Source organism: Micromonospora sp. NPDC047753 (assembly GCF_040642735.1).
Taxonomy (GTDB): Bacteria; Actinomycetota; Actinomycetes; order Mycobacteriales; family Micromonosporaceae; genus Micromonospora.
Genome location: NZ_JBEYSL010000072.1, coordinates 1 through 18314, shown reverse-complemented (window position 1 = coordinate 18314; position 18314 = coordinate 1). Strand labels below are relative to the sequence as shown.

16 protein-coding genes and 2 pseudogenes are annotated in these 18314 nt (G+C 71.9%); 7 read left to right on the top strand and 11 right to left on the bottom strand.

Annotation, left to right across the window (positions count from 1 at the left end; translation table 11 throughout):
- From ABZ749_RS09255 to ABZ749_RS09245, 3 genes and pseudogenes are all read right to left on the bottom strand, one after another.
- Positions 1-91: pseudogene (locus ABZ749_RS09255) on the bottom strand (hypothetical protein); the annotation flags it as partial.
- Positions 76-1113 (bottom strand): anhydro-N-acetylmuramic acid kinase, encoded by a 1038-nt coding sequence (locus tag ABZ749_RS09250; protein ID WP_357224899.1) that lies wholly within the window; start codon positions 1111-1113, stop codon positions 76-78. The pseudogene ABZ749_RS09255 and the gene ABZ749_RS09250, both read right to left, overlap by 16 nt.
- Positions 1114-1124: 11 nt before the next feature.
- Positions 1125-2690, bottom strand: coding sequence for a sodium:solute symporter (locus tag ABZ749_RS09245; protein WP_357224895.1), 1566 nt, complete (start codon positions 2688-2690; stop codon positions 1125-1127).
- Positions 2691-2943: 253 nt separating this feature from the next.
- Here ABZ749_RS09245 and murQ point away from each other — a divergent pair, with 253 nt between their 5' ends.
- Complete coding sequence (gene murQ / locus ABZ749_RS09240; RefSeq protein WP_357224890.1) at positions 2944-3837, top strand: N-acetylmuramic acid 6-phosphate etherase; 894 nt, start codon at positions 2944-2946, stop codon at positions 3835-3837.
- A 472-nt stretch (positions 3838-4309) separates the two neighbouring features.
- Here murQ and ABZ749_RS09235 read toward each other — a convergent pair.
- A pseudogene (locus tag ABZ749_RS09235) lies at positions 4310-4636 on the bottom strand (ADP-ribosylation/crystallin J1); the annotation flags it as partial.
- A gap of 289 nt (positions 4637-4925) precedes the next feature.
- Here ABZ749_RS09235 and ABZ749_RS09230 point away from each other — a divergent pair.
- Together ABZ749_RS09230 and ABZ749_RS09225 are read left to right on the top strand one after the other, a co-directional pair.
- Positions 4926-5837, top strand: a complete 912-nt coding sequence (locus ABZ749_RS09230; protein WP_357224887.1) for a serine hydrolase — start codon at positions 4926-4928, stop codon at positions 5835-5837.
- 154 nt (positions 5838-5991) lie between these two features.
- Positions 5992-6972, top strand: coding sequence for an MBL fold metallo-hydrolase (locus ABZ749_RS09225; RefSeq protein WP_357224884.1), 981 nt, complete (start codon positions 5992-5994; stop codon positions 6970-6972).
- Between the two features lie 41 nt (positions 6973-7013).
- Here the strand turns inward: ABZ749_RS09225 and ABZ749_RS09220 are convergent, their stop codons facing one another.
- Positions 7014-7553: a DUF1697 domain-containing protein gene (locus ABZ749_RS09220; RefSeq protein ID WP_357224880.1), complete on the bottom strand. Its 540-nt coding sequence runs from the start codon at positions 7551-7553 to the stop codon at positions 7014-7016.
- A gap of 146 nt (positions 7554-7699) precedes the next feature.
- On the opposite strand from ABZ749_RS09220, the gene ABZ749_RS09215 reads away from it, so the two are divergent.
- Complete coding sequence (locus tag ABZ749_RS09215; RefSeq protein WP_357224877.1) at positions 7700-8986, top strand: hypothetical protein; 1287 nt, start codon at positions 7700-7702, stop codon at positions 8984-8986.
- 63 nt (positions 8987-9049) lie between these two features.
- On the opposite strand, the gene ABZ749_RS09210 is transcribed toward ABZ749_RS09215, so the two are convergent.
- Positions 9050-9718, bottom strand: a complete 669-nt coding sequence (locus tag ABZ749_RS09210; protein WP_357224873.1) for a response regulator transcription factor — start codon at positions 9716-9718, stop codon at positions 9050-9052.
- Complete coding sequence (locus ABZ749_RS09205) at positions 9715-10872, bottom strand: sensor histidine kinase (RefSeq protein ID WP_357224870.1); 1158 nt, start codon at positions 10870-10872, stop codon at positions 9715-9717. Before ABZ749_RS09205 ends, ABZ749_RS09210 begins: the two co-directional genes overlap by 4 nt.
- Positions 10873-11041: 169 nt before the next feature.
- On the opposite strand from ABZ749_RS09205, the gene ABZ749_RS09200 reads away from it, so the two are divergent.
- The 3 genes from ABZ749_RS09200 to ABZ749_RS09190 are packed head-to-tail and all read left to right on the top strand — an operon-like array spanning position 11042 to position 15291.
- Positions 11042-11791 (top strand): ABC transporter ATP-binding protein, encoded by a 750-nt coding sequence (locus ABZ749_RS09200; protein ID WP_357224866.1) that lies wholly within the window; start codon positions 11042-11044, stop codon positions 11789-11791.
- Entirely contained in the window at positions 11785-14214 is a 2430-nt protein-coding gene (locus tag ABZ749_RS09195; protein ID WP_357224863.1) for an ABC transporter permease, read from the top strand. Before ABZ749_RS09200 ends, ABZ749_RS09195 begins: the two co-directional genes overlap by 7 nt.
- Before the next feature lie 42 nt (positions 14215-14256).
- Entirely contained in the window at positions 14257-15291 is a 1035-nt protein-coding gene (locus tag ABZ749_RS09190) for a hypothetical protein (RefSeq protein ID WP_357224858.1), read from the top strand.
- A gap of 1 nt (position 15292) precedes the next feature.
- Here the strand turns inward: ABZ749_RS09190 and ABZ749_RS09185 are convergent, their stop codons facing one another.
- The 4 genes from ABZ749_RS09185 to ABZ749_RS09170 form a co-directional block, all read right to left on the bottom strand.
- Complete coding sequence (locus ABZ749_RS09185) at positions 15293-15856, bottom strand: heme-binding protein (protein WP_357224853.1); 564 nt, start codon at positions 15854-15856, stop codon at positions 15293-15295.
- A gap of 32 nt (positions 15857-15888) precedes the next feature.
- Entirely contained in the window at positions 15889-16638 is a 750-nt protein-coding gene (locus ABZ749_RS09180; RefSeq protein ID WP_357224847.1) for a hypothetical protein, read from the bottom strand.
- Between the two features lie 2 nt (positions 16639-16640).
- On the bottom strand, positions 16641-17435 hold the full coding sequence (locus tag ABZ749_RS09175; protein WP_357224844.1) for an ABC transporter permease: 795 nt from the start codon (positions 17433-17435) through the stop codon (positions 16641-16643).
- The coding region (locus ABZ749_RS09170) for an ATP-binding cassette domain-containing protein (protein ID WP_357224839.1) at positions 17432-18314 on the bottom strand (883 nt) is incomplete at its 5' end. The genes ABZ749_RS09170 and ABZ749_RS09175, both read right to left, overlap by 4 nt.

Here is an 18314-nt window from a genome sequence, read left to right as displayed (position 1 = left end):
CCAACGCCGTACCGAGCAGCATCGCTCCGGTCGCGCCGAGCGGGTGGCCGAGCGCGATCGCGCCGCCGTTGACGTTCACCCGGTCCGGGTCAGGTAGCCCAGCAGCGCGAAGGCCAGCGCCTCCTTGGCGTCCGACGCGATGCCCAGGTCGTCGCTGGAGGACAGCTGGACGCCGGGCAGCTCGTCGGCGAGCATGCGCATCAGGGTCGGGTTGTGTGCGCCGCCGCCGGAGACGACGAGCCGGGTGACGCCGTGGTCGCGGCAGGCGCCGGCCACCGTGACCGCCGTCAGCCGGGTGAGCGTGGCCAGCACGTCCTGCGGGTCCGGTGTTGGCGCGTCGGCGAGGGCGGCGAGCAGGTAGGGCAGATGGAACAGCTCTTTCCCGGTGCTCTTCGGGCCGGGCAGCCGGTAGTACGGCTCGTCGAGCAGCCGCCGCAGCAGGTCCGGGTTCACCTGCCCGGCAGCCGCCCCGCGCCCGTCCCTGTCGTACTCCTCGGTGCCCCCGCTGAAGTGGCGGGCGGCGGCGTCGAGGAGTGCGTTCGCCGGGCCGGTGTCGAAGGCGAGTGGGTCCGCGTCCGGCGCGACGACGGTGATGTTGGCGATGCCGCCCAGGTTCAGAGCGGCCGGGACGCCGGGTAGGCCACCCAGCAGCAGTGTGTCGAAGAGGGCGACCAGGGGGGCGCCCTGGCCGCCGGCGGCCACGTCGCGGCTGCGCAGGTCCGCCACGACCGGAAGGCCGGTGGCCTCCGCTATCCAGGCCGGCTGACCCAGCTGGAGAGTGCCCCGAACCCTGCCATCCTCCACCCAGTGATGCATCGTCTGCCCGTGCGACACGACGAGGTCGGCGCTGCCGTCGCACAGCTGGGCGAGGGCCCGCGCGCCGGCCTCGGCGAAGGCCTGACCGATGCCGGTGTCCAGCACGCAGATCGCCTCGGTGGTGGTCGCCGTGGGCGGCAGGGCCGCGGCGATCTGCGTGCGCAACTCGTCCGAGTAGGGGTGGCTGAGCCGGCCCAGCGGTCGCATCCGCAGGGTGTCGCCGCTCAGCTCCAACTCGGCCGCTGCGGCTTCGATGCCGTCGTAGGAGGTTCCGGACATCAGGCCGATCACGCGCATCACGTCCTCCTTCACGCCCGGCCGGCTGGCGCCGCCGCCGTGCCGTCGTCGACCTCGTCGGTACGTCCATGGTCGTACGGCGTCTCCGGGGCCGGGTGGAACCGGCTGGACACCGCGCCGACGACCAGGGTGATCAGGACGCCGATCGGGACCAGCCACTGCGCGGCGATGGCGGTGGCGGTGGTGGTTCCGGCCGTCGTCACATCGATCTTGACGTAGCGGACGATGTAGGTCATCACCGCCACGGTGACCAGGAATGCGATCACCGCGTCCACCTGGTTGGCCCGCTTGACGAGACGGCCGAGCAGGAAGGCGCCGAGCAGCGCCCCGTAGGTGTAGCCGGCGATGGTCAGACCGGTCAGGTAGACGTTTCCGGTGCTGGAGCTGAACGCGCAGGCGAAGATCGCCATCAGCACCGCCCAGACCAGGGTCATCACCCGGGCGAGCCGGAGCATCGTGTCGTCGGACGGCACCGTGCGGAAGAAGCTGTGGATGAAGTCGGCGACCGTGGAGTTCGACATCGAGTTCAGCGCCGAGGACAAGGAGCCCATCGCGGCGCCGAGGATGCCGGCCACCAGCAGACCCGAGATGCCCACCGGCAGGGCGTGCAGGATGAAGCTCGGGTAGAGGTTGTCGCTGCTGGCCAGGCCGAGCTCCTTGAAGGTCTGACCCTTGTTGTACGACCACAGCAGCGCCCCGACCAGGGAGAACGCCGCGAACTGGATCACCACGAAGATGCCCGAGGAGATCATCGCCTTCTGTCCCTCGCGCAGCGTGCGGGTGGACAGGATGCGCTGCACGATCAGCTGGTCCGAGCCGTGGCTGGCCATCGCGAAGATCGCGCCACCGATGATGGCGGTCGGCAGGGCGAACGGGCTGGTGAGCACGTGCGCGAGGTTGAAGTTGGTGTCGAAGAGCTGGAACTTGCCGGCGTCCAGCGCCTGTGAGTAGCCGTCGAAACCGACGGCGTGGCTGAGCACCGCGATCGCCAGGATGGCCCCGCCCAGGTACAGCCCCATCTGGATGGCGTCGGTCCAGATGACCGCCTTGATGCCACCGAGGTAGGTGTAGACCACAGTGATGAGCGTCAGGACGATGATGATCGCCTGATAGCCGACGTTCAGCCCGAACTCGTCGAGAAGAAGCTTGATGGGGATGGCCGAGGCGAACAGCCGTACACCCTCGGCAAGCAGGCGGGTGAAGACGAAGGTCACCGACGCCAGCCCTTGAAGTTTCAGGCCAAACCGCTCACCGAGGTACTGGTAGGCGCTGACGAACCCACCCCGCTTGTAGAGCGGGATGAGCACCGCGGCCACCACGACCCGACCGATGACGTAACCCAGGGCCAGCTCGACGTTGCCGAAGCCCTGACCGCTGTAGGCGCCGCCGGGAACACTGATCACGGTCAGAACGCTGGTCTCGGTGGCAACCACCGAGAACGAGACGGTCCACCAGGGCAGCCGACCCTCGCCCACGAAGTAGTCCTTGGCGGACTTCTGTTTACCGGACAGGCGTAGTCCGACGAAGGCGATCACCACGAGGTACAGCACGATCACGACGAGGTCGAGTTGACGCACGGCTCGCTCCCAACCAGCGGTTGTCAATAAGTGACGTTGGGCCAGCCTAACTCGAAACTTTTTGCCACCGCCGGTCCGGGCTGGTTACGCTGTGGTTTCAGCCTGCTGATACGGGGACTGTTCGCAGCTGCGCCGTCGGCCTGGCCGCGGCGGCGGGTCGCGAGACGCGCTCGACGACGAGCCGCCGCCGGGCGACCGGAGACCTCTCCCCGCCGGCCGGCGACTGCACACCAGCGAGAGGAACGAGCACCCCGTGGACCTCAGCACCCTCGGCACCGAGACCCGCAACGACAAGACCGGCGACCTCGACCGGATGTCTCCCACCGAGTTGCTTCTCGCGATGAACGACGAGGACCAGACCGTCGCCGACGCCGTCCGCCGGGCCGTGCCGGACATCGCCGCCGCCGTCGACGTCATCGTGGCCTCGCTCCGTCAGGGCGGACGGCTGATCTACCTCGGCGCGGGCACCAGCGGCCGGATCGGCATGCTCGACGCCGTCGAGATCCCACCCACCTTCGGCACGACGCCCGAGCGGGTCATCGGTCTGCTCGCCGGCGGGGCACGCGCCTTCGGTGTCGCCGTCGAGGGCGCTGAGGACGACCCGACCCGCGCCGTCTTCGACCTCGACGCCGTCGGCCTGACCGCCCGCGACACTGTGGTCGGGCTCGCCGCCAGCGGCCGTACCCCGTACGTGGTCGGTGGGTTGGATCATGCCCGCGCGCTTGGCGCGGCGACCGTCTCGGTGGCCTGCAACACCGACGCGGTGACCAGCCGCCACGCCGACGTCGCCATCGAGGTGCCCACCGGCCCCGAGGTGCTGACCGGCTCCACCCGGCTCAAGGCCGGCACCGCCGAGAAGCTGGTCTGCAACATGCTCTCCACGGCCACGATGGCCCGGCTCGGCAAGGTCTACGGCAATCTGATGGTGGACATGAACGCCACCAACGAGAAGCTCGTCGACCGGGCGCGGCGGATCGTCGCCGACGCCGCCGACACCGATCTCGACACGGCCGCGAGGGCGCTCGCGGCGGCGCACGGGCACGCCAAGACGGCCATCGTGCTGCTGCTGGCGAACTGCACCGCCGACGAGGCCGCCGCTCGGCTGCGCGCCGCCGACGACGACGTACGGGCGGCCGTCGCGGCCTGATCCTCGGGTTCGCGGTGGCGCCCTGATCCGGTCAGGTGCTCGTCACCCCGGTCGGACGTCAGGTCTCCAGGTCGAACGCGAACGTGCCCGCCTCGATGCGGTCGATGAGCTGGCGGACATCGTCGGCCAGCTGGACGGCGTCCTCCCAGCCGCCGCTGGTGATGTCGACCAGCAGCACCGGGGCGGGGTCACTGCGCAGGTCGAGGACGAGCTGTTCTCGGGAGCCGTCACCGCCGATGATGGCGATGCCAGGATGCGCGTCGGTGGCCTCGTCCCACGCCTCATGCAGCTCGAGCATCTCGCGGGGGGAGTTGAGCCACACGTAGGCGTCGGTGGTCATCCAGCCCCGCCGGAACCACGACTCACCCTGCAGGTAGGTGCGCCAGGCGTCCGGCAGCGCCCGGCCCAGGGTCCTCTCCGCCTCGGCGAACTCCTCGTCGTCAACTGGGCCCCGGTACTCGGCCTCCGCGATGATCGCGCCGACGATGTGGGCGTTGAGGTCGTCGAGCTTCTCGGCGGGAATCCAGTACTCCAGCACGTCGCGGCCACCGGCCTGCTGGACCTCGTAGTGGTCGAGGTACGACCGTTGCACGTCGAACCGGGTGACGTAGCCGACGCCTTTGGCGGGGACGTTCCACTCGCGGGCGATCTTCGTGGCATACCAGCGGTTGAGCACCGGGTAGAAGATCGGCTGGTCCGGCAGTCGTGGCGGCCAGGCCCGCCAGCCGGCCGCCGCCACGAGGTCGAGTTCGGCCTGCCCGGTGGGCCGCCACAGCGTGATCGTGTCGGAGTTGCCGATGGGTCTGCTCCCTACCGGTTGCGGTGTTGGCGCCAGGACGCCGCCGCCCGACATTCTGACCGAACCGTGCGACGAATGCGGACCTGGTCGGTGCCCTCGTCCTTCCCGGCCTCGCGATCTCGTCAGGTCGACGAAGCGCCCCGTCCGCAACGGACGGCCGCGCTGTTCAGCGGCCCGGCCGAAGTGCAGTTCGTGTGCGACCACCACGAAGTGCCGCAGGTGCCGGAGCAGATCCACGGCCGGGACCCTACGCCAGCACTACCAGGGCGGCAGTGGTTACCGTGCTGGCGTGGACGTGGAGGAACGCATCGGGGCCATCTTCGCCGCCGTCGGGGTGACGGCCAGCCTGCACGTCGTGGACCTGGACGCCGTCGACCCGGACGCCGTCGAGGGCGGCGGGCTTCGGGAGGTCGGGGTACGGTCCGACGAGCAGGTGGTGATCGCCTCGATCTTCAAGATCCTGCTGGTGTTGGAGTTCGCCCGGCAGGTCGAGGCCGGTCAGCTGGACCCGACCGAGCGGGTGCTGGTCACCGCCGCCGACCGGCTCGGTGGGTGGGGTCTGGCCGGCTGCGACGACGACGCCGAGGTGTCGCTGCGCGACCTCGCGTACTTCGCCATGTCGGTAACCGACAACACGGCCGCCGACCTGCTGCTGCGCCGGGTCGGCCCGGACCTGCTGCCGATGCTCGCCGTCGAGCTGGGGCTGACCCGTACCCGGGTCCTCGGTGGTCCTCGGGAACTGGTCGAGATGATGCTCGCCGACGTGGGTGCCCGGACCGAGGCGGAGTTCGCCCGGATCTTCCCCACGCTGCCGGCGGACCGGGTGCGGGCGATGCGGGTCTTCGACCCCGCGCACACCACGTCAAGCACCGCCCGGGAGATCACCCGGCTGCTCACGCTGATCTGGCGGGACGAGGCCGGGCCGGCGGCGGCCTGCGCGATGGTCCGCACGTGGATGGCCCGGCAGATCTTCTGGACCCGGCTGGCCGCCGGTTTCCCGCCCGGCGTCCGGGTCTCCGGAAAGACCGGCACCCTGCCCGGGTTCCACCTGGAGGCCGGGGTCGCCGAATACCCCGACGGCGGCCGGTACGCCATCGCCGTCTTCGCCCGCGCCGAACAGTTGACCCCGCGCCGCATCGACGTGGACCTGGCGATGGGGGAGGCCGCCCGCACTGCCGTCGAAGCGCTGCGCGGCGACTGATTTCGCGACCCGCCGAGCGCCGCCGCACCCCTGCTGAGCAGCACAGATATCCGTCGGCGTATCGAAGCCGACGGCCCTTGATCTTGGACTGTGGCCCGGTGCCGCTGATTGGCTCGTGGTCGACACATCACCCGACCACGGGGAGTACATCCGCATGCCCAGTCTCGACCGCCGACGCTTCCTGCGCGACGCCGCCGCCACCACCGCCCTGGTCTCCGCCGGTGGCCTCACCGCCAGCGTCGCCACCCCGGCCCAGGCCGCGCCCTCGACCGCCGCAGCCCCCGGGCCGACCGCTCGCCGCAAGGGCGCGGTCAGCTTCCGCTGGTGGGGTACCGCCGGCTGGCGCGTTGACATCGGCGACCGCACCGTTCTCGTCGACCCGTTCCTCAGCCGGATCGACACCGGGCTGTTCACCGGGGCGTTCAAGACCGACACCACGTTGACGGTGCGCACCGACGTGATCGACCCGCGGGTCGACCGGGCCACGACGGTCCTCGTCACGCACACCCACTGGGACCACTTCATGGACGTGCCGTACATCGCCAAGCGCACCGGGGCGCGGGTGTTCGGCACGCTGACCGCGTACCACCTGGGGTTGGCCTACGACGTGCCGTCGACGCAGCTCAGCGCCGTGAAGGGTGGGGAGGTGCTGGACTTCGGCGACCACAGCGTCGAGGTGGTCGGCTCGCTGCACAGCCGCAACCCGTCGTACTCGGTGGCCTTTCCCGGGGTGCGGGTGAGCCCGCCGCCGCAGCCGGCCACCATCGCCGACCTGCCGGAGGGCGACACGCTGGGCTACCTGCTGCGGGTCGACGGCGGACCGTCGGTCTACTTCACCGGGGCCAGTGACGTCGCCGAGCGGAACCTCACCGGCCTCGCGCCCGACGTGGCGATGGTGGCCATGCAGAACGCCACCACCACCGGCGACTACCTGCCCCGGCTGCTGGCCGGCCTCGACTACCCGAAGGTCGTGGTGCCGGTGCACTACGACAACTTCGAGACGGCGTTGCAGAACCCGCCACCGGTCGCCCCGACCGACCGGACCCGGCTGAACGAGATGATCGCGGCGGTGCGCCGGATCTCGCCGCGCAGCCGGGTGCTGGTGCCCGAGTACGAGACCGCGTACCACTTCTGAGCAGCATCGGTGGGGGTCGCCGAGCCGCGATCCCCACCCGGTCAGGAGGTGGCCATCTCCGCCAGGGCCCGCACCGACTTCCAGTTGCGGGAGGTGGACACCACGCCGAGCTTCTTCTCCAGGTACGCGTTCGTGAACTTCGACCGCCCGTAACCGCCGTCGACGTAGTGCAGGAACACCTCACGGCCGGTCACCGTGAACGACACGTTCTCGCTGCCAGGCACGGCCAGGGCATCCACCATGGACTTCTGCGGAGCGGTGGCGAGGAAGGCCACCAGCAGCCGCGTCGGGTCGTCCTCCCGGTCGGCGTACGGGTTACCGCCGGCGATCGCCGCCAACTCCCGGGCGCTGCGTACCAGCACCGGCACCGTCAACGCCAGCTCGTCGGTCAGCGCCCGCGCGATGCCGGCGGCCAGCTTCTCCGCGTCGCGCACCGAACTGCCGAAGACCACGTTGCCGCTCTGCAGGTACGTCCGGGCGTCCTCGTGCCCGAGGTCGGTGACGATCCGACGCAGGTCGGCCATCGCCAGCCGGGTGCTGCCGACGTTTACCCCACGCAGCAGGGCGACGTAGCGGGTCATGGCTCCTCCGTCCACATGGGTACGGCGTCAGCCTAGCGGTGTGGGCGGAGCTGTCGGACGGGATCGATAGGCTCCTACCGCCGGCTGCCACCCAGCGAATCGCCGGTCTTCCCTGGAGGTCAACTTTGATCCGTTCCCGCTTTGCCGTGGCGATCGCCGTCGCCGCGGCGACGGCGATCGTGGGGCTTCCCGCGACCGCACACGCCGACGAGATTCCGATCGTCACGTCTGCCCACAGCGACTACGACCTCGATCGGGGCACGCTGCTGGTGTCCATCACGTCGCCCAGCGACGTCACCGATGTCCGTGCGCACATCCGCGAGTACAACACCGGGGCGGAGGTTGCCGTCCAGGAGGACTTCTACCTCCAGTCCGGCACCGAGCGTGACGGCGTGTGGCGATCCAACCCGATCATCCTCGACAAGCTCGGCTACTACCGGGTCGACGTGGAGGTCACCGACGAGGCCGGTCACCACGTCACCCAGACCGATGCCGGCGACCTGGACTACTCGGTGGTCACGTTCTTCGACAACGTCACGCTGAACCGCACCACGGTGACCTATGAGAACCGCAACGTGACAGTGCGGGGATGGCTCAAGGGGCGCTGGCCGGGCAGCGGCGAGATCAGGTCCCTGGGGAGATTCCCCATGACGGTGAACGCCGGCTTCAGTTGGGACGCGGTCACCACCAGGGCCGACGGTTCCTTCACCGGCACGGTCACGATCGGCCGCAAGGACGTGCAGGTGTACGCGAACTACAGCTATGACAACGACCATCTCTTCCACGGCTCGTCGCGTTCGGCCGAGACCGCCATCGCGATCACCAAGCGGCCGATGCGGATCACCATCGACACGGACCGACCCAAGATCCTCAAGGATGAGAACGTCACGGTGAGCGGTCGGCTGACCTGGCGGACGCCGGAGGGCTGGGTGCCGGTGCCTGGTGTGGAGCCGGGGGTCTCCCTCTGCATGAGCGCCGACTACTGCCGCACGTACCTCGGCTCCGCCACCACGGACGCGGACGGTCGGTACTCTCTGACCACCTCGCCGTACGAGACCGGCCGCCTCCAGGTGGGTTACTCGATGGACGACGAGTTCGTCAGCACCGCGATCGCCAGCACGAACATCTCCGTGCTGCAACCGGCCGCGTTCCGCAGTTTCTCGGCGGCCCGGGAGAACGCGACGACTGTGACGCTCAGCGGCGAGATGGAGTTCAACGGCGGGTTGTCCCCGGGGACGGTGCCGCTGAAGGTGCAGTTCTCGGCGACCGGCGACGACGACACCTGGGGCACCCAGGCCACCATCTACGCTGGCGGCAGTTACGACTTCGCCACATCGGTCTACCGGAAGACGGCTGGGTTCTGGCGGGTCGTCTACCCCGGCACCTCTACCGACTTCCAGTCGGCGACCAGCGCGTCGGTGTACGTCAGCTGATCTTGGTGGGCGCGGGGGCGTCCAGTTCGGATGTTCCCGCGCCCTCATCGACGCACGACCTCGCTAACCCGACCGGTGGGGACCCACCAGGCCCGTCTCGTACGCGACGATGACCAGTTGCGCCCTGTCGCGTACCGCCAGTTTGGTCAGCAGCCGCCCGACGTGCGTCTTGACGGTGGCCTGGCTGAGGTTGAGGTGCGCGGCCAACTCCGCGTTGGACAGGCCCCGGGCGATCAGCGCGAGGACCTCCCGTTCCCGATCGGTCACCCCGTCGAGCTGGCGGGGCAGCGGTCGGGTCGGCTCCGGCTGCCGGGCGAACTCGTCGATCAACCGGCGGGTCACCGTCGGCGCGAGCAGCCCCTCCCCGGCGGCGACCACCCGGATCCCGGTCAGCAGATTCGCCGGTGGGGTGTCCTTGAGCAGGAACCCACTGGCCCCGGCGCGCAGCGCCCCGTAGACGTACTCGTCGAGGTCGAACGTGGTCAGGATGATGACCCGGGTGTCGGCCGTCGCCGGGTCGGCGCAGATCCGCCGGGTCGCCTCGATGCCGTCCATCTCCGGCATCCGGACGTCCATCAGCACCACATCCGGCCGGTGCTGCCCGGTCAACGCGACGGCTTCAGCGCCGGTGCCCGCCTCACCGACAGTGGTGCAGTCCGGGCTGAGATCGACCAGCAACCGGAAACTGCCGCGCAGCAACGCCTGGTCGTCGGCGATCAGCACGCGGATCATGCGGCCACCCGGTAGGGGAGGCTGGCGGTCACCGCGAAGCCACCGTCGGGGCGGGGCCCGGCGCGGAACTCCCCGCCGTGCAACGCCACCCGTTCCCGCATGCCGATCAACCCGTGCCCCTCCCCGCCGAGCAGGACCGGCCGCTGGCCGTCGTCGGTCACCTCCACCCGCACCTCGTCGGGCAGGACGGTCACCGTGGCCCGGCAGGAGGCCGGCGCCGCGTGCTTCACCACGTTCGTCACCGCCTCCTGCACGATCCGGTACACAGCGAGGCCCACCGACTCCGGTACCGCGCCCGCCGGCTCGTCCCGCCGCACGTCGAGCTGCACGTCGACGCCGCCGATCGCCGCCTGCCGGGCGAGGAGGGGCAACTCGTCCAGCCCTGGCGTCGGCGCGTACGGGCTGTCCTCGCGCAGCACGCCGAGCACCCGACGCACGTCGGTCAGCGCGGTGCGGCCGGTCTCCTCGATGACCCGGAGCGCGGCACCCGCCTCACGGGGGTCGGCCTCGGCGACGTGGTTGGCGACGGCCGCCTTGACCACTATGAGACTGAGCGTGTGCGCGACCACGTCGTGCAGCTCACGCGCCACCCGCAACCGCTCCTCGGTGGCGGCCTGACGAACGAGCTGGTCACTCTGCCGGGTGGCGAGGGCTCGTCGCTCCCGGATCTGCCAACCGATCACCCAGGCCGGCGCGACCATGACGGCGGCGTAGGCGACGGCGCCGGTCCGCGACCAGAGGTCGCCCGCGGTCAGCACCAGGCCGACGCTCACCAGCGCCAGGCAACCGGCGGCGCAGAGCAGCGACCGGCGGGTGGGCGTCGCCACGGCCACCGTGTAGAAGGACAGTCCGATGGCGAGCGCCGGCGCGGCGGCGGCGTAGTTGGGGATCACCCCGGTGATCAGGGCGACGGTGGCGACGGAGCTGATCACGACGGCCACCGCCATCGGCCACCGTCGCCGGACGGCCAACGGCAGCCCGAGGGCCATCCCGACCAGCACCGACACCCAGAGCGGCTCGCGTACGCCACCGTGCAGCGGTGACTCCAGCGCGGCGTACGGGCAGAGCAACCCACCGACGGCAACCGCCAGCAGGGCGTCCACCGTGTACAGGTCCACCGGCCGCATCCGTCGGGTCAACAGGAGAGCAGTCACCCGTCGAACGGTAACGACCGGCTGGATCGACCGCGTCCGCCTGTGGGCCGTCATCCCCGAGGACGACGTACCGGTGCTGCCGGGCCTGCGACTCCACCCGGGGGAGGGCCGGAAAGTGCCCGCTCCGGCACGACGCGCCGTACCCCCCGCGTTCGGGACCGTAACGGTCATGACCACAGACACGGTGACAGTGACGGGGCTGCGAGCGGTGTACGGCACCGGCACCCGGCGGGTGACGGCGCTCGACGGCGTGAGCACGCGCTTCGCGAGCGGCACGTTCACGGCGGTGATGGGGCCCTCCGGCTCGGGAAAGTCGACACTGCTGCACTGCGCGGCGGGGCTGGACCGCCCGACCGAGGGAACCGTCACGATCGACGGCACCCGCCTCGACAACCTCAGTGAGGACGCGCTGACCCGGCTGCGGCGCGACCGGATCGGCTTCGTCTTCCAGGCGTTCAACCTGGTGTCCACGCTGACCGCCGCGCAGAACGTCGAGTTGCCGTCGCGCCTGGCCCGCCGTCGCCCGCCAGCCGGGGACGTGGTCGCCGCCCTCGACGCCGTCGGTCTCGCCGACCGGGCCGGGCACCGGCCGAGTGAGTTGTCCGGCGGGGAACAGCAGCGCGTCGCCGTGGCTCGAGCGTTGATCACACGCCCGGCGGTGGTCTTCGCCGACGAGCCGACCGGGGCGTTGGACAGCGCGTCCTCCCGGCAGGTGCTCCGGCTGCTGCGGGCACTCGTCGACGACCACGGGCAGACCGTCGTGATGGTGACCCACGATCCCGCCGCCGCCGCGTACGCCGATCGGGTCCTTTTGCTGGCCGACGGTCGCGTCGTCGACGAGCTGACCGGCCCGATCTCCGCCGCCGCCGTCGCCGCCCGGATCGCCGAGCGCGAGACCGCCCGGGAGTTGTCGTGCTGAGCGTCCAGCGCTCGGCGAGCGCGTTCGTGGCCGTGGCCATCGGGGTCACGCTCGTCGCGGCGGCCACAGTGCTGCTCGCCTCGGGTCGCCCACAGGTGCCGGACCGGCTGGCACGGGCGGCGGTCGTGGTGCAGAGCCCCGAGGCGGGCGCGTCCGCTGAGGAGTTCATGCCGACCCGGCCCTGGTCGGCCAGCGCGGCAGCGGGGTTGGTCGGCAGGCTGGCCGGTCTGCCGGACGTGGTGGCGGCGGTGCCGGACCGCACCTTCTACGCCCAGCCGCTCGTCGACGGCCGGCCTTCGGCCGCCGACACCCGGCGCGAGGACGCCTACCAGGGGCACGGCTGGTCCAGCGCCCAACTGGGTGGGCTGCGCCTCACAGCTGGCGAGCCACCCCGCCGGCCCGGCGAGGTGGTCGTCGACAGCGCGCTCGGACTGCGCGCCGGCGCACCGGTCACAGTGCTGACCGCGACGGGCCCGGAGTCGTACACCGTCACCGGTCTGGTCGACGGACCCGGCGTCCACGTCGCGGACGAGGTCGCCGCCGCGCTCGCGCCCGGCGTGCGGGCCATCGGGCTGGTGCTCGCCCCGGACGCCGACCCCGAGCGGGTCGCCACGGCGGCTCGCGGAGTCGTCGGCGGCGACGGACTGGTGTTCACCGGTGCTGCCCGTGGTGCGCTGGAGCCGCGCGGCGACGCCCGTACCCGGTGGATCGGCATGCAGGTGCTCGCCGCCACGGCGGCCCTCGCCGGCTTCGTCACGGTGTTCGTGGTCGCCTCCACCTTCGCGTTCACCGTCGCGCAGCGCCGCCGTGAGCTGGGTCTGCTGCGCGCCGTCGGCGCCACCGGAGGCCAGGTCCGCCGGATGGTCTACGCCGAGGCGCTCGCCGTCGGCGTCTCGGCAGGGTGCGTCGGCCTGCTGGTGGGCGCGGCGCTCGCCCCGTTGCTGGGTCGGCTGCTGGTCGATGTCGGCTTCGAACCGTCGACCTTCCGGGTCCGCTACGAACTCTGGCCGATCGCGGTCTCGCTCGCGGCCGGGCCGGTGATCGCGGTGCTGGCCGTCTGGTCGGCGTCCCGCCGGGCGGCGCGGGTCCGCCCGTTGGAGGCGTTACGCGAGGCCGCTGTGGAACAGCGACCGGTAGGGCGGGTGCGCGCCGCCACCGGGGTGCTGCTCCTCGCGGCGGGAGCCGCGCTCAGCCTCGGCACGGCGACCGCCGACGAGGCTCGGGTGGGGGCGCAGTACGCGCTCTACGCGGTGATGGCGTTGGTGGCCGGCACCACGGTGCTCGCCCCGGTGGTGGTCGGGCCGCTGGTGCGCCTGCTGCGTTCTCCGGTGCGTCGGCCCGGTGGCGCGATCGGGATGCTGGTGCGGGGCGGGGCATTGACCGCGACCCGGCGGACCGCCGCCATCGCCGCGCCGGTGCTGCTCACTGTCGCGTTCGCGGTGCTGGTGTCCGGGATGGTGCGCACCAGCACCGCCGCGTACGCCGCAGGCCGGGCGGACAACGTGAACGCCGGCTGGATCGTCGTGCCGGACCGCGCACCCGGCCTGTCCGACCGGGCCGTCGCCGCGACCGGTGGCACCGCGCTCCTGCCGACCACCGTCTACCGCACCGACCCCGGAACGTCGCCACCGGACCGGCCGATGACCGCGCTCGGCGTGGACCCGGAGGGCTTCGCCGCCGCGAACCGGGTGCTCACCGTCGTCGCCGGTGCGCTGAACGACCTGCGGGGCGACGACACGGTGGTGGTCACCGCCTCGGCGAACCGCCTGCCGTCGGAGCCGTACCCGGTGGTCTTCGCCGACGGGACGACGGTGTCGTTGCGCGTCGTCGCCGTGGTCGACGACACCTCGATCCCCGGCGACCTGCTGGTGCCCCGGGCCGTGGTGCGGGCGCACGACCCGTCGGCGCTGACGTCCACCGTGTACGTCCGGGACCGCGTCGATCCACCGGTCGGCGCGCGGATCCTCGACGTGCCGGGCTGGGCGGCCGAGGCGGACGCCGCCGAGGACCGCCTCGTCTGGCTCTTCACGCTGCTGCTGATCGGGGTGTCCGCCGGCTACGGGGCCGTCGCGGTGGCGAACACGCTTCTGCTGGCCGCCGCCGGCCGCGCCGCGGACCTGCGGCTGATCCGGATGGCCGGGGCGACCCGACGGCAGGTCATCTGGCTGGTCACGGCGGAGTCCGCGCTGGTGGTCCTGATCGGCGCGCTGCTGGGTGGGGCTGTCGCGTTCGTCGGTCTGCTCAGCATCAGCGCCGGCCTCGCCGAGCAGGTCGGTGCCCCCGTCGACCTGGTGATGCCGTGGTCGGTGATCGCCGGGGTGGTGGGGCTGTGCCTGCTGCTCGCGGTGCTGTCCAGTGTGTTGCCGACGTGGCGGCTGCTGCGCCACCGTCCCGCCCGGTCACCGGTGGGCCTCGTCGGATGACAGCGCCCCCCGCGCGGACGATCGGCCAGCTACCGTCCATGGATGCGATCCGCGCGCCCGGTCGGGCTGCTCCTCTCCGCCGCCGCCGTCGCGCTCTGGGCGTACGGCATGACCACGTGGCAGCCGCTGACCGAGCCGCTCGGCCCGTGGTCGGAGCACCTGCCGGGCAACAACGCCTACTGGGCGCGCGACCTGCGCTTCATGGCGATCATGGCGGTGCCGCTCGGGTTGGTGCTGGCCGGGCGGGGGCAGATGCGGTGGAGCGGCCCGGCTGTGGTGCTGGGCGGCTGCTGGATCGCGGCCGACGTGGCTGTCGACCGGGCCGACCTGATCGGCGTCGACGCGACGGTGCGCCTCGCCGTCGCCGGCTACGCCGTGCTCGGCGTGGTCGCGGCGCTGCTGCTCTGGTGGGAGCGCGCCGTGCCGCCATTGTGGGAGCCCGATACGGAGTCGGCACGGGAGCGCGGCGCGACTCCGGCCACCGATCGGCGGGTGCTGACCGGCGCGGCCTGCGTGGCCGGGGTCCTGACGCTGGTGGCGGCCGGAATGGAGTCACCGACCGACCGGGAGCCGGAACTGAACCAGGGTGCGCTGGCCACGGCGGCGCTGCTGGTGGCCCTGGCCGTCGGTGCCGCGTTGGCGGCGGCTCCGGCGCGGACCCGGGTTCGCGTCGGGCTGGCGGCCGGCCTCACAGTGGTGGCCCTGCTCGGCGTCGGGTGGGTCCGTGCCACAGCGCCCGGCACACGCCTCCTGCCGGAGGCCGCTCTCGGGGCGGTGCTGCTCACCGGAGTCACACTCCTGGCCTGGGACTGGCCGGGGGGTCGGCCGATCTGGCGGCACCACGCCCTGGCCGCGCTCATCGCGCTCGTGGGTCCGGTGGTGTTCCTGGTGGCCACGGCCATCCCCATGATGATCCTGATGCCGATCGGCGCGGCGTTCACCGCGCTGGCCGGCAACAGCCCGATCAACGCCGCCGACTCCGATCTACTGGTCTCCCTGGTCGGGCTGCTCGCCGGGCTGGGAATGGCAGTGCTGCTGGCGCGGCCGAGCGTCGAGGACCGTCGGCAGCTCCGCTAGCTCACTCGACGACCGGCAGCACCACCTCATTGCGGCGCAGGAACCACGGCTTCCACGGCGGGTCGAAGCGCGCGTACCGGATGGCACCTGTCGGTTGCAGCCCGGCCGCGGTCACCGACCGGCCGAGCATCGTGGCCCGCTGGCTGAATGCCTGCTCCGTCCACCGCCCGGAGAACCGCATGGCCGCCGCCAGCCGCGCCGGAACCTCGCGGATCCGCACCCGGGCGTCCACCGGCTCGGGCAGGGTGGCGGCGGTGAAGCTGGCCGGCATGACGAACTGGATCAGGTACGCGCCCGGCCACTCACCCTCGATCTGCACGACCGGCACGGTCATGGCGATCTTCACCGAGCCGCTGACCGCCGCGAGCGCCGGCGCGGCGGAGCCGATCGGGTGCCGGGCCCGATTGGCGCCACCGATGTACGCGGCCAGCGGCCGGAACGCCTCGATCGGCGCCCGGGTGAACGACGCCTGGATCTGCATCTCGGCCACCAGGTGGGCGGGGTACCGACGCAGCTCGAAGCCGGGGTGTCGGGACACCACCCGGTACGGCTGCTGTTCGGTCATCGCGCGGCTCCCAGGGTCTGCTGGGACAGACGCTACCGCCCGTCCGGCTCCCGCTCGGCCGAAGTCGGCCGCTCCGGCCCGGCGGGGAGTGCCCTGGTGGTCAACCGCCAGTACTGCCGCTTGTCCTCGTCGCGCAGCACCACCCCGATCTGCCCCAGCTCGCGGCGCAACTCCCGGGCGTCGTCGCGGCGGTCCCGCTCGATGGCCCGTTCCCGGGCCCGCAGCAGCGCGTCCGCGCCGGCCGGCAACCCGGGCAGGTCCGGAACCCACAGCCGGTACGCCGACCGGTGCGGGTCGTCGTCCGCCCAACCCCAGCCGTGCTCCCGGAACGCCGCCGCCAGTTGGGCGGCCGGCAGGTCCGTCGACTCCCGGACGAGTTCCGCGCCGTCGGCGTCCAGCAGCACCAGGTGCTTGTCGGCGAGGAAGACCACCCGGGTGTCGACCCGGGCGATGGTCCGGTTCTCATCCGAGCGGCGCAGCTGGATCTGCGCCCCGTCGACGGTGACGATCAACCGTTCGGCGGTGCCGATCCCGGCGATGACCAGGCCGGCCAGGACGCCAACCCCGATGGTGCCGGCGGTGGCCTGCGGCTCGGGCAGCCGGTCCAACCACTCGATCAGGTCGCTGAACGGGACCCAGGGCAGCCGGGCGAGCCAGCCCGTCGCCGCCGCGAGGAGCCACCCGGCGCCGGCGCCGAGCAGCGGGAAGCCACCCCACAGGACCGCCAGTTCCAGCGGGCCGCCGCTGACCACGGTGCGCGGACGGTAGCTGGCCATCTCCATGGTCAGGACACCTCGCGGCGTAGCGTCCGGAACAGGCCGGCGGCCAGCGGGAGCACCATCCAGACCAGCAGGGAGACCGCAAGGCGCCCCCACTGCTCGCCGGTGACGTGACTGGTGAACAACGGCTCCATGGTCCGGCTGGTGTCCAGCCAACCGGCCGGACCGCGCAGCGGTCGGACCAGTTCGCCGAGCACCGACCAGAGGGTCGGCAGCAGCAGGTAGCCGACAATGGCCAACGGCGTGTTGAGCAGCAGCAGACCGAAGGCGGCACCCATCAGCACGCCGGCGACCTGAACAACCGCCGCGTTCACGATGAGCGACGCGTCGACCTGCCAGGTGCCCGCGCCACCGGTGGCGGACGCGACCAGCGTTCCGACGACGGCGACGGCCACTGTGACCAGCAGGGAGGCGAGCGCCGCCAGCACCACCGCGAGCAGCTTCGCGGCCACCACCCGCTCCCGCCTGGGCACCAGCGCATAGGTGGTGAGGGCTGTGCGCTGTGACCATTCGCTGGTGATCGACAGGATGCCGAGCACCGGCAGGAGCACGTTGACGGGCAACAACGAGCTGGCGAAGAACGTGAAGAAGGTCTGTTCGGAGTCCTCGGCGTAGATCAGCAGGAGGGTGACGATCGCGACGACCACGAGACCGATGGCGATCAGCAGCCAGCGGCCGGCCCGGGTGTCGACGAGCTTGCGCACCTCCACGGCGCTGAGACGGAGCAGCGACGGGCGGCGTACCGGAGAGTGGTGCCGGGGCGCGACGGCGCCGGCGGCGGGCGCGGTGGTGGTGGTCATCGAACGGCCTCCTTGGTCGATTCGCCGGCGGTCAGGGTGAGGAAGAGCTGTTCCAGGCCGCCGCCGCCGGCGGGTCGCAGCTCGGCCAGCGCGACGCCGGCATCGGCCGCCGCCTGGCCGACCGCCTCGGCGTCGGCCTGCACGAGCAGGCCTTCCGAACTGTCGGCGGCGCTCAGGTTGGCCACCTCCAGCGCTCGACGCAGCGCCGCGTCGTCGCGGGCGCGAACCACAGTGCCGCCCCCGGCCAGCAGCTCGTTCTTGTCGCCCTGGGCAACGATCCGGCCGCCCCCGATCACCACCAGCCGGTCCGCGACCGCCTCCACCTCGCGCAGCAGGTGGGAGGAGAGCAGCACGGTGCCGCCCCGGTCGGCGAAGTCACGCAGCAGCCCGCGCATCCAGAAGATCCCCTCCGGGTCCAGGCCGTTGGCCGGCTCGTCGAGGATCAACACCCGGGGGTCGCCGAGCAGCGCGTGGGCCAGCCCGAGCCGTTGGCGCATGCCCAACGAGTACGCCCGTACCCGACGCTTCGCGGCCACCGCGTTCAACCCGACCAGGTCTAGCTTCGCGGCGACCTCGCGCCGCTCCAGACCCATCGTGTACGCGGACAGCGTCAACGCCTCGCGGCCGGTGCGCCCGGCGTGCTGGGCGGAGGCGTCCAGCAGAACCCCGACCTCCCGCCCCGGGTTGGGCAGTTCCCGGTACGGGTGCCCGGAGACGGTGGCGCGGCCAACGGTCGGCGTCGTCAGCCCGCAGATCATGCGCATGGTCGTCGACTTGCCGGCGCCGTTGGGGCCGAGGAAACCGGTGACGGTGCCCGGCTCGCACTGGAACGACACGTCGTCCACGGCCGGGTGTGGCCCGTACCGCTTGGTGAGGTTC

Bases quoted from the DNA above. Each gene is read 5' to 3' on its own strand.
- ABZ749_RS09175 (WP_357224844.1), bottom strand. From the start codon at position 17,435: ATGACCACCACCACCGCGCCCGCCGCCGGCGCCGTCGCGCCCCGGCAC.
- ABZ749_RS09225 (WP_357224884.1), top strand. From the start codon at position 5,992: ATGCCCAGTCTCGACCGCCGACGCTTCCTGCGCGACGCCGCCGCCACC.
- ABZ749_RS09220 (WP_357224880.1), bottom strand. From the start codon at position 7,553: ATGACCCGCTACGTCGCCCTGCTGCGTGGGGTAAACGTCGGCAGCACC.
- ABZ749_RS09185 (WP_357224853.1), bottom strand. From the start codon at position 15,856: ATGACCGAACAGCAGCCGTACCGGGTGGTGTCCCGACACCCCGGCTTC.
- ABZ749_RS09200 (WP_357224866.1), top strand. From the start codon at position 11,042: ATGACCACAGACACGGTGACAGTGACGGGGCTGCGAGCGGTGTACGGC.
- ABZ749_RS09210 (WP_357224873.1), bottom strand. From the start codon at position 9,718: ATGATCCGCGTGCTGATCGCCGACGACCAGGCGTTGCTGCGCGGCAGT.
- ABZ749_RS09180 (WP_357224847.1), bottom strand. From the start codon at position 16,638: ATGGAGATGGCCAGCTACCGTCCGCGCACCGTGGTCAGCGGCGGCCCG.
- ABZ749_RS09190 (WP_357224858.1), top strand. From the start codon at position 14,257: ATGCGATCCGCGCGCCCGGTCGGGCTGCTCCTCTCCGCCGCCGCCGTC.
- ABZ749_RS09250 (WP_357224899.1), bottom strand. From the start codon at position 1,113: ATGCGCGTGATCGGCCTGATGTCCGGAACCTCCTACGACGGCATCGAA.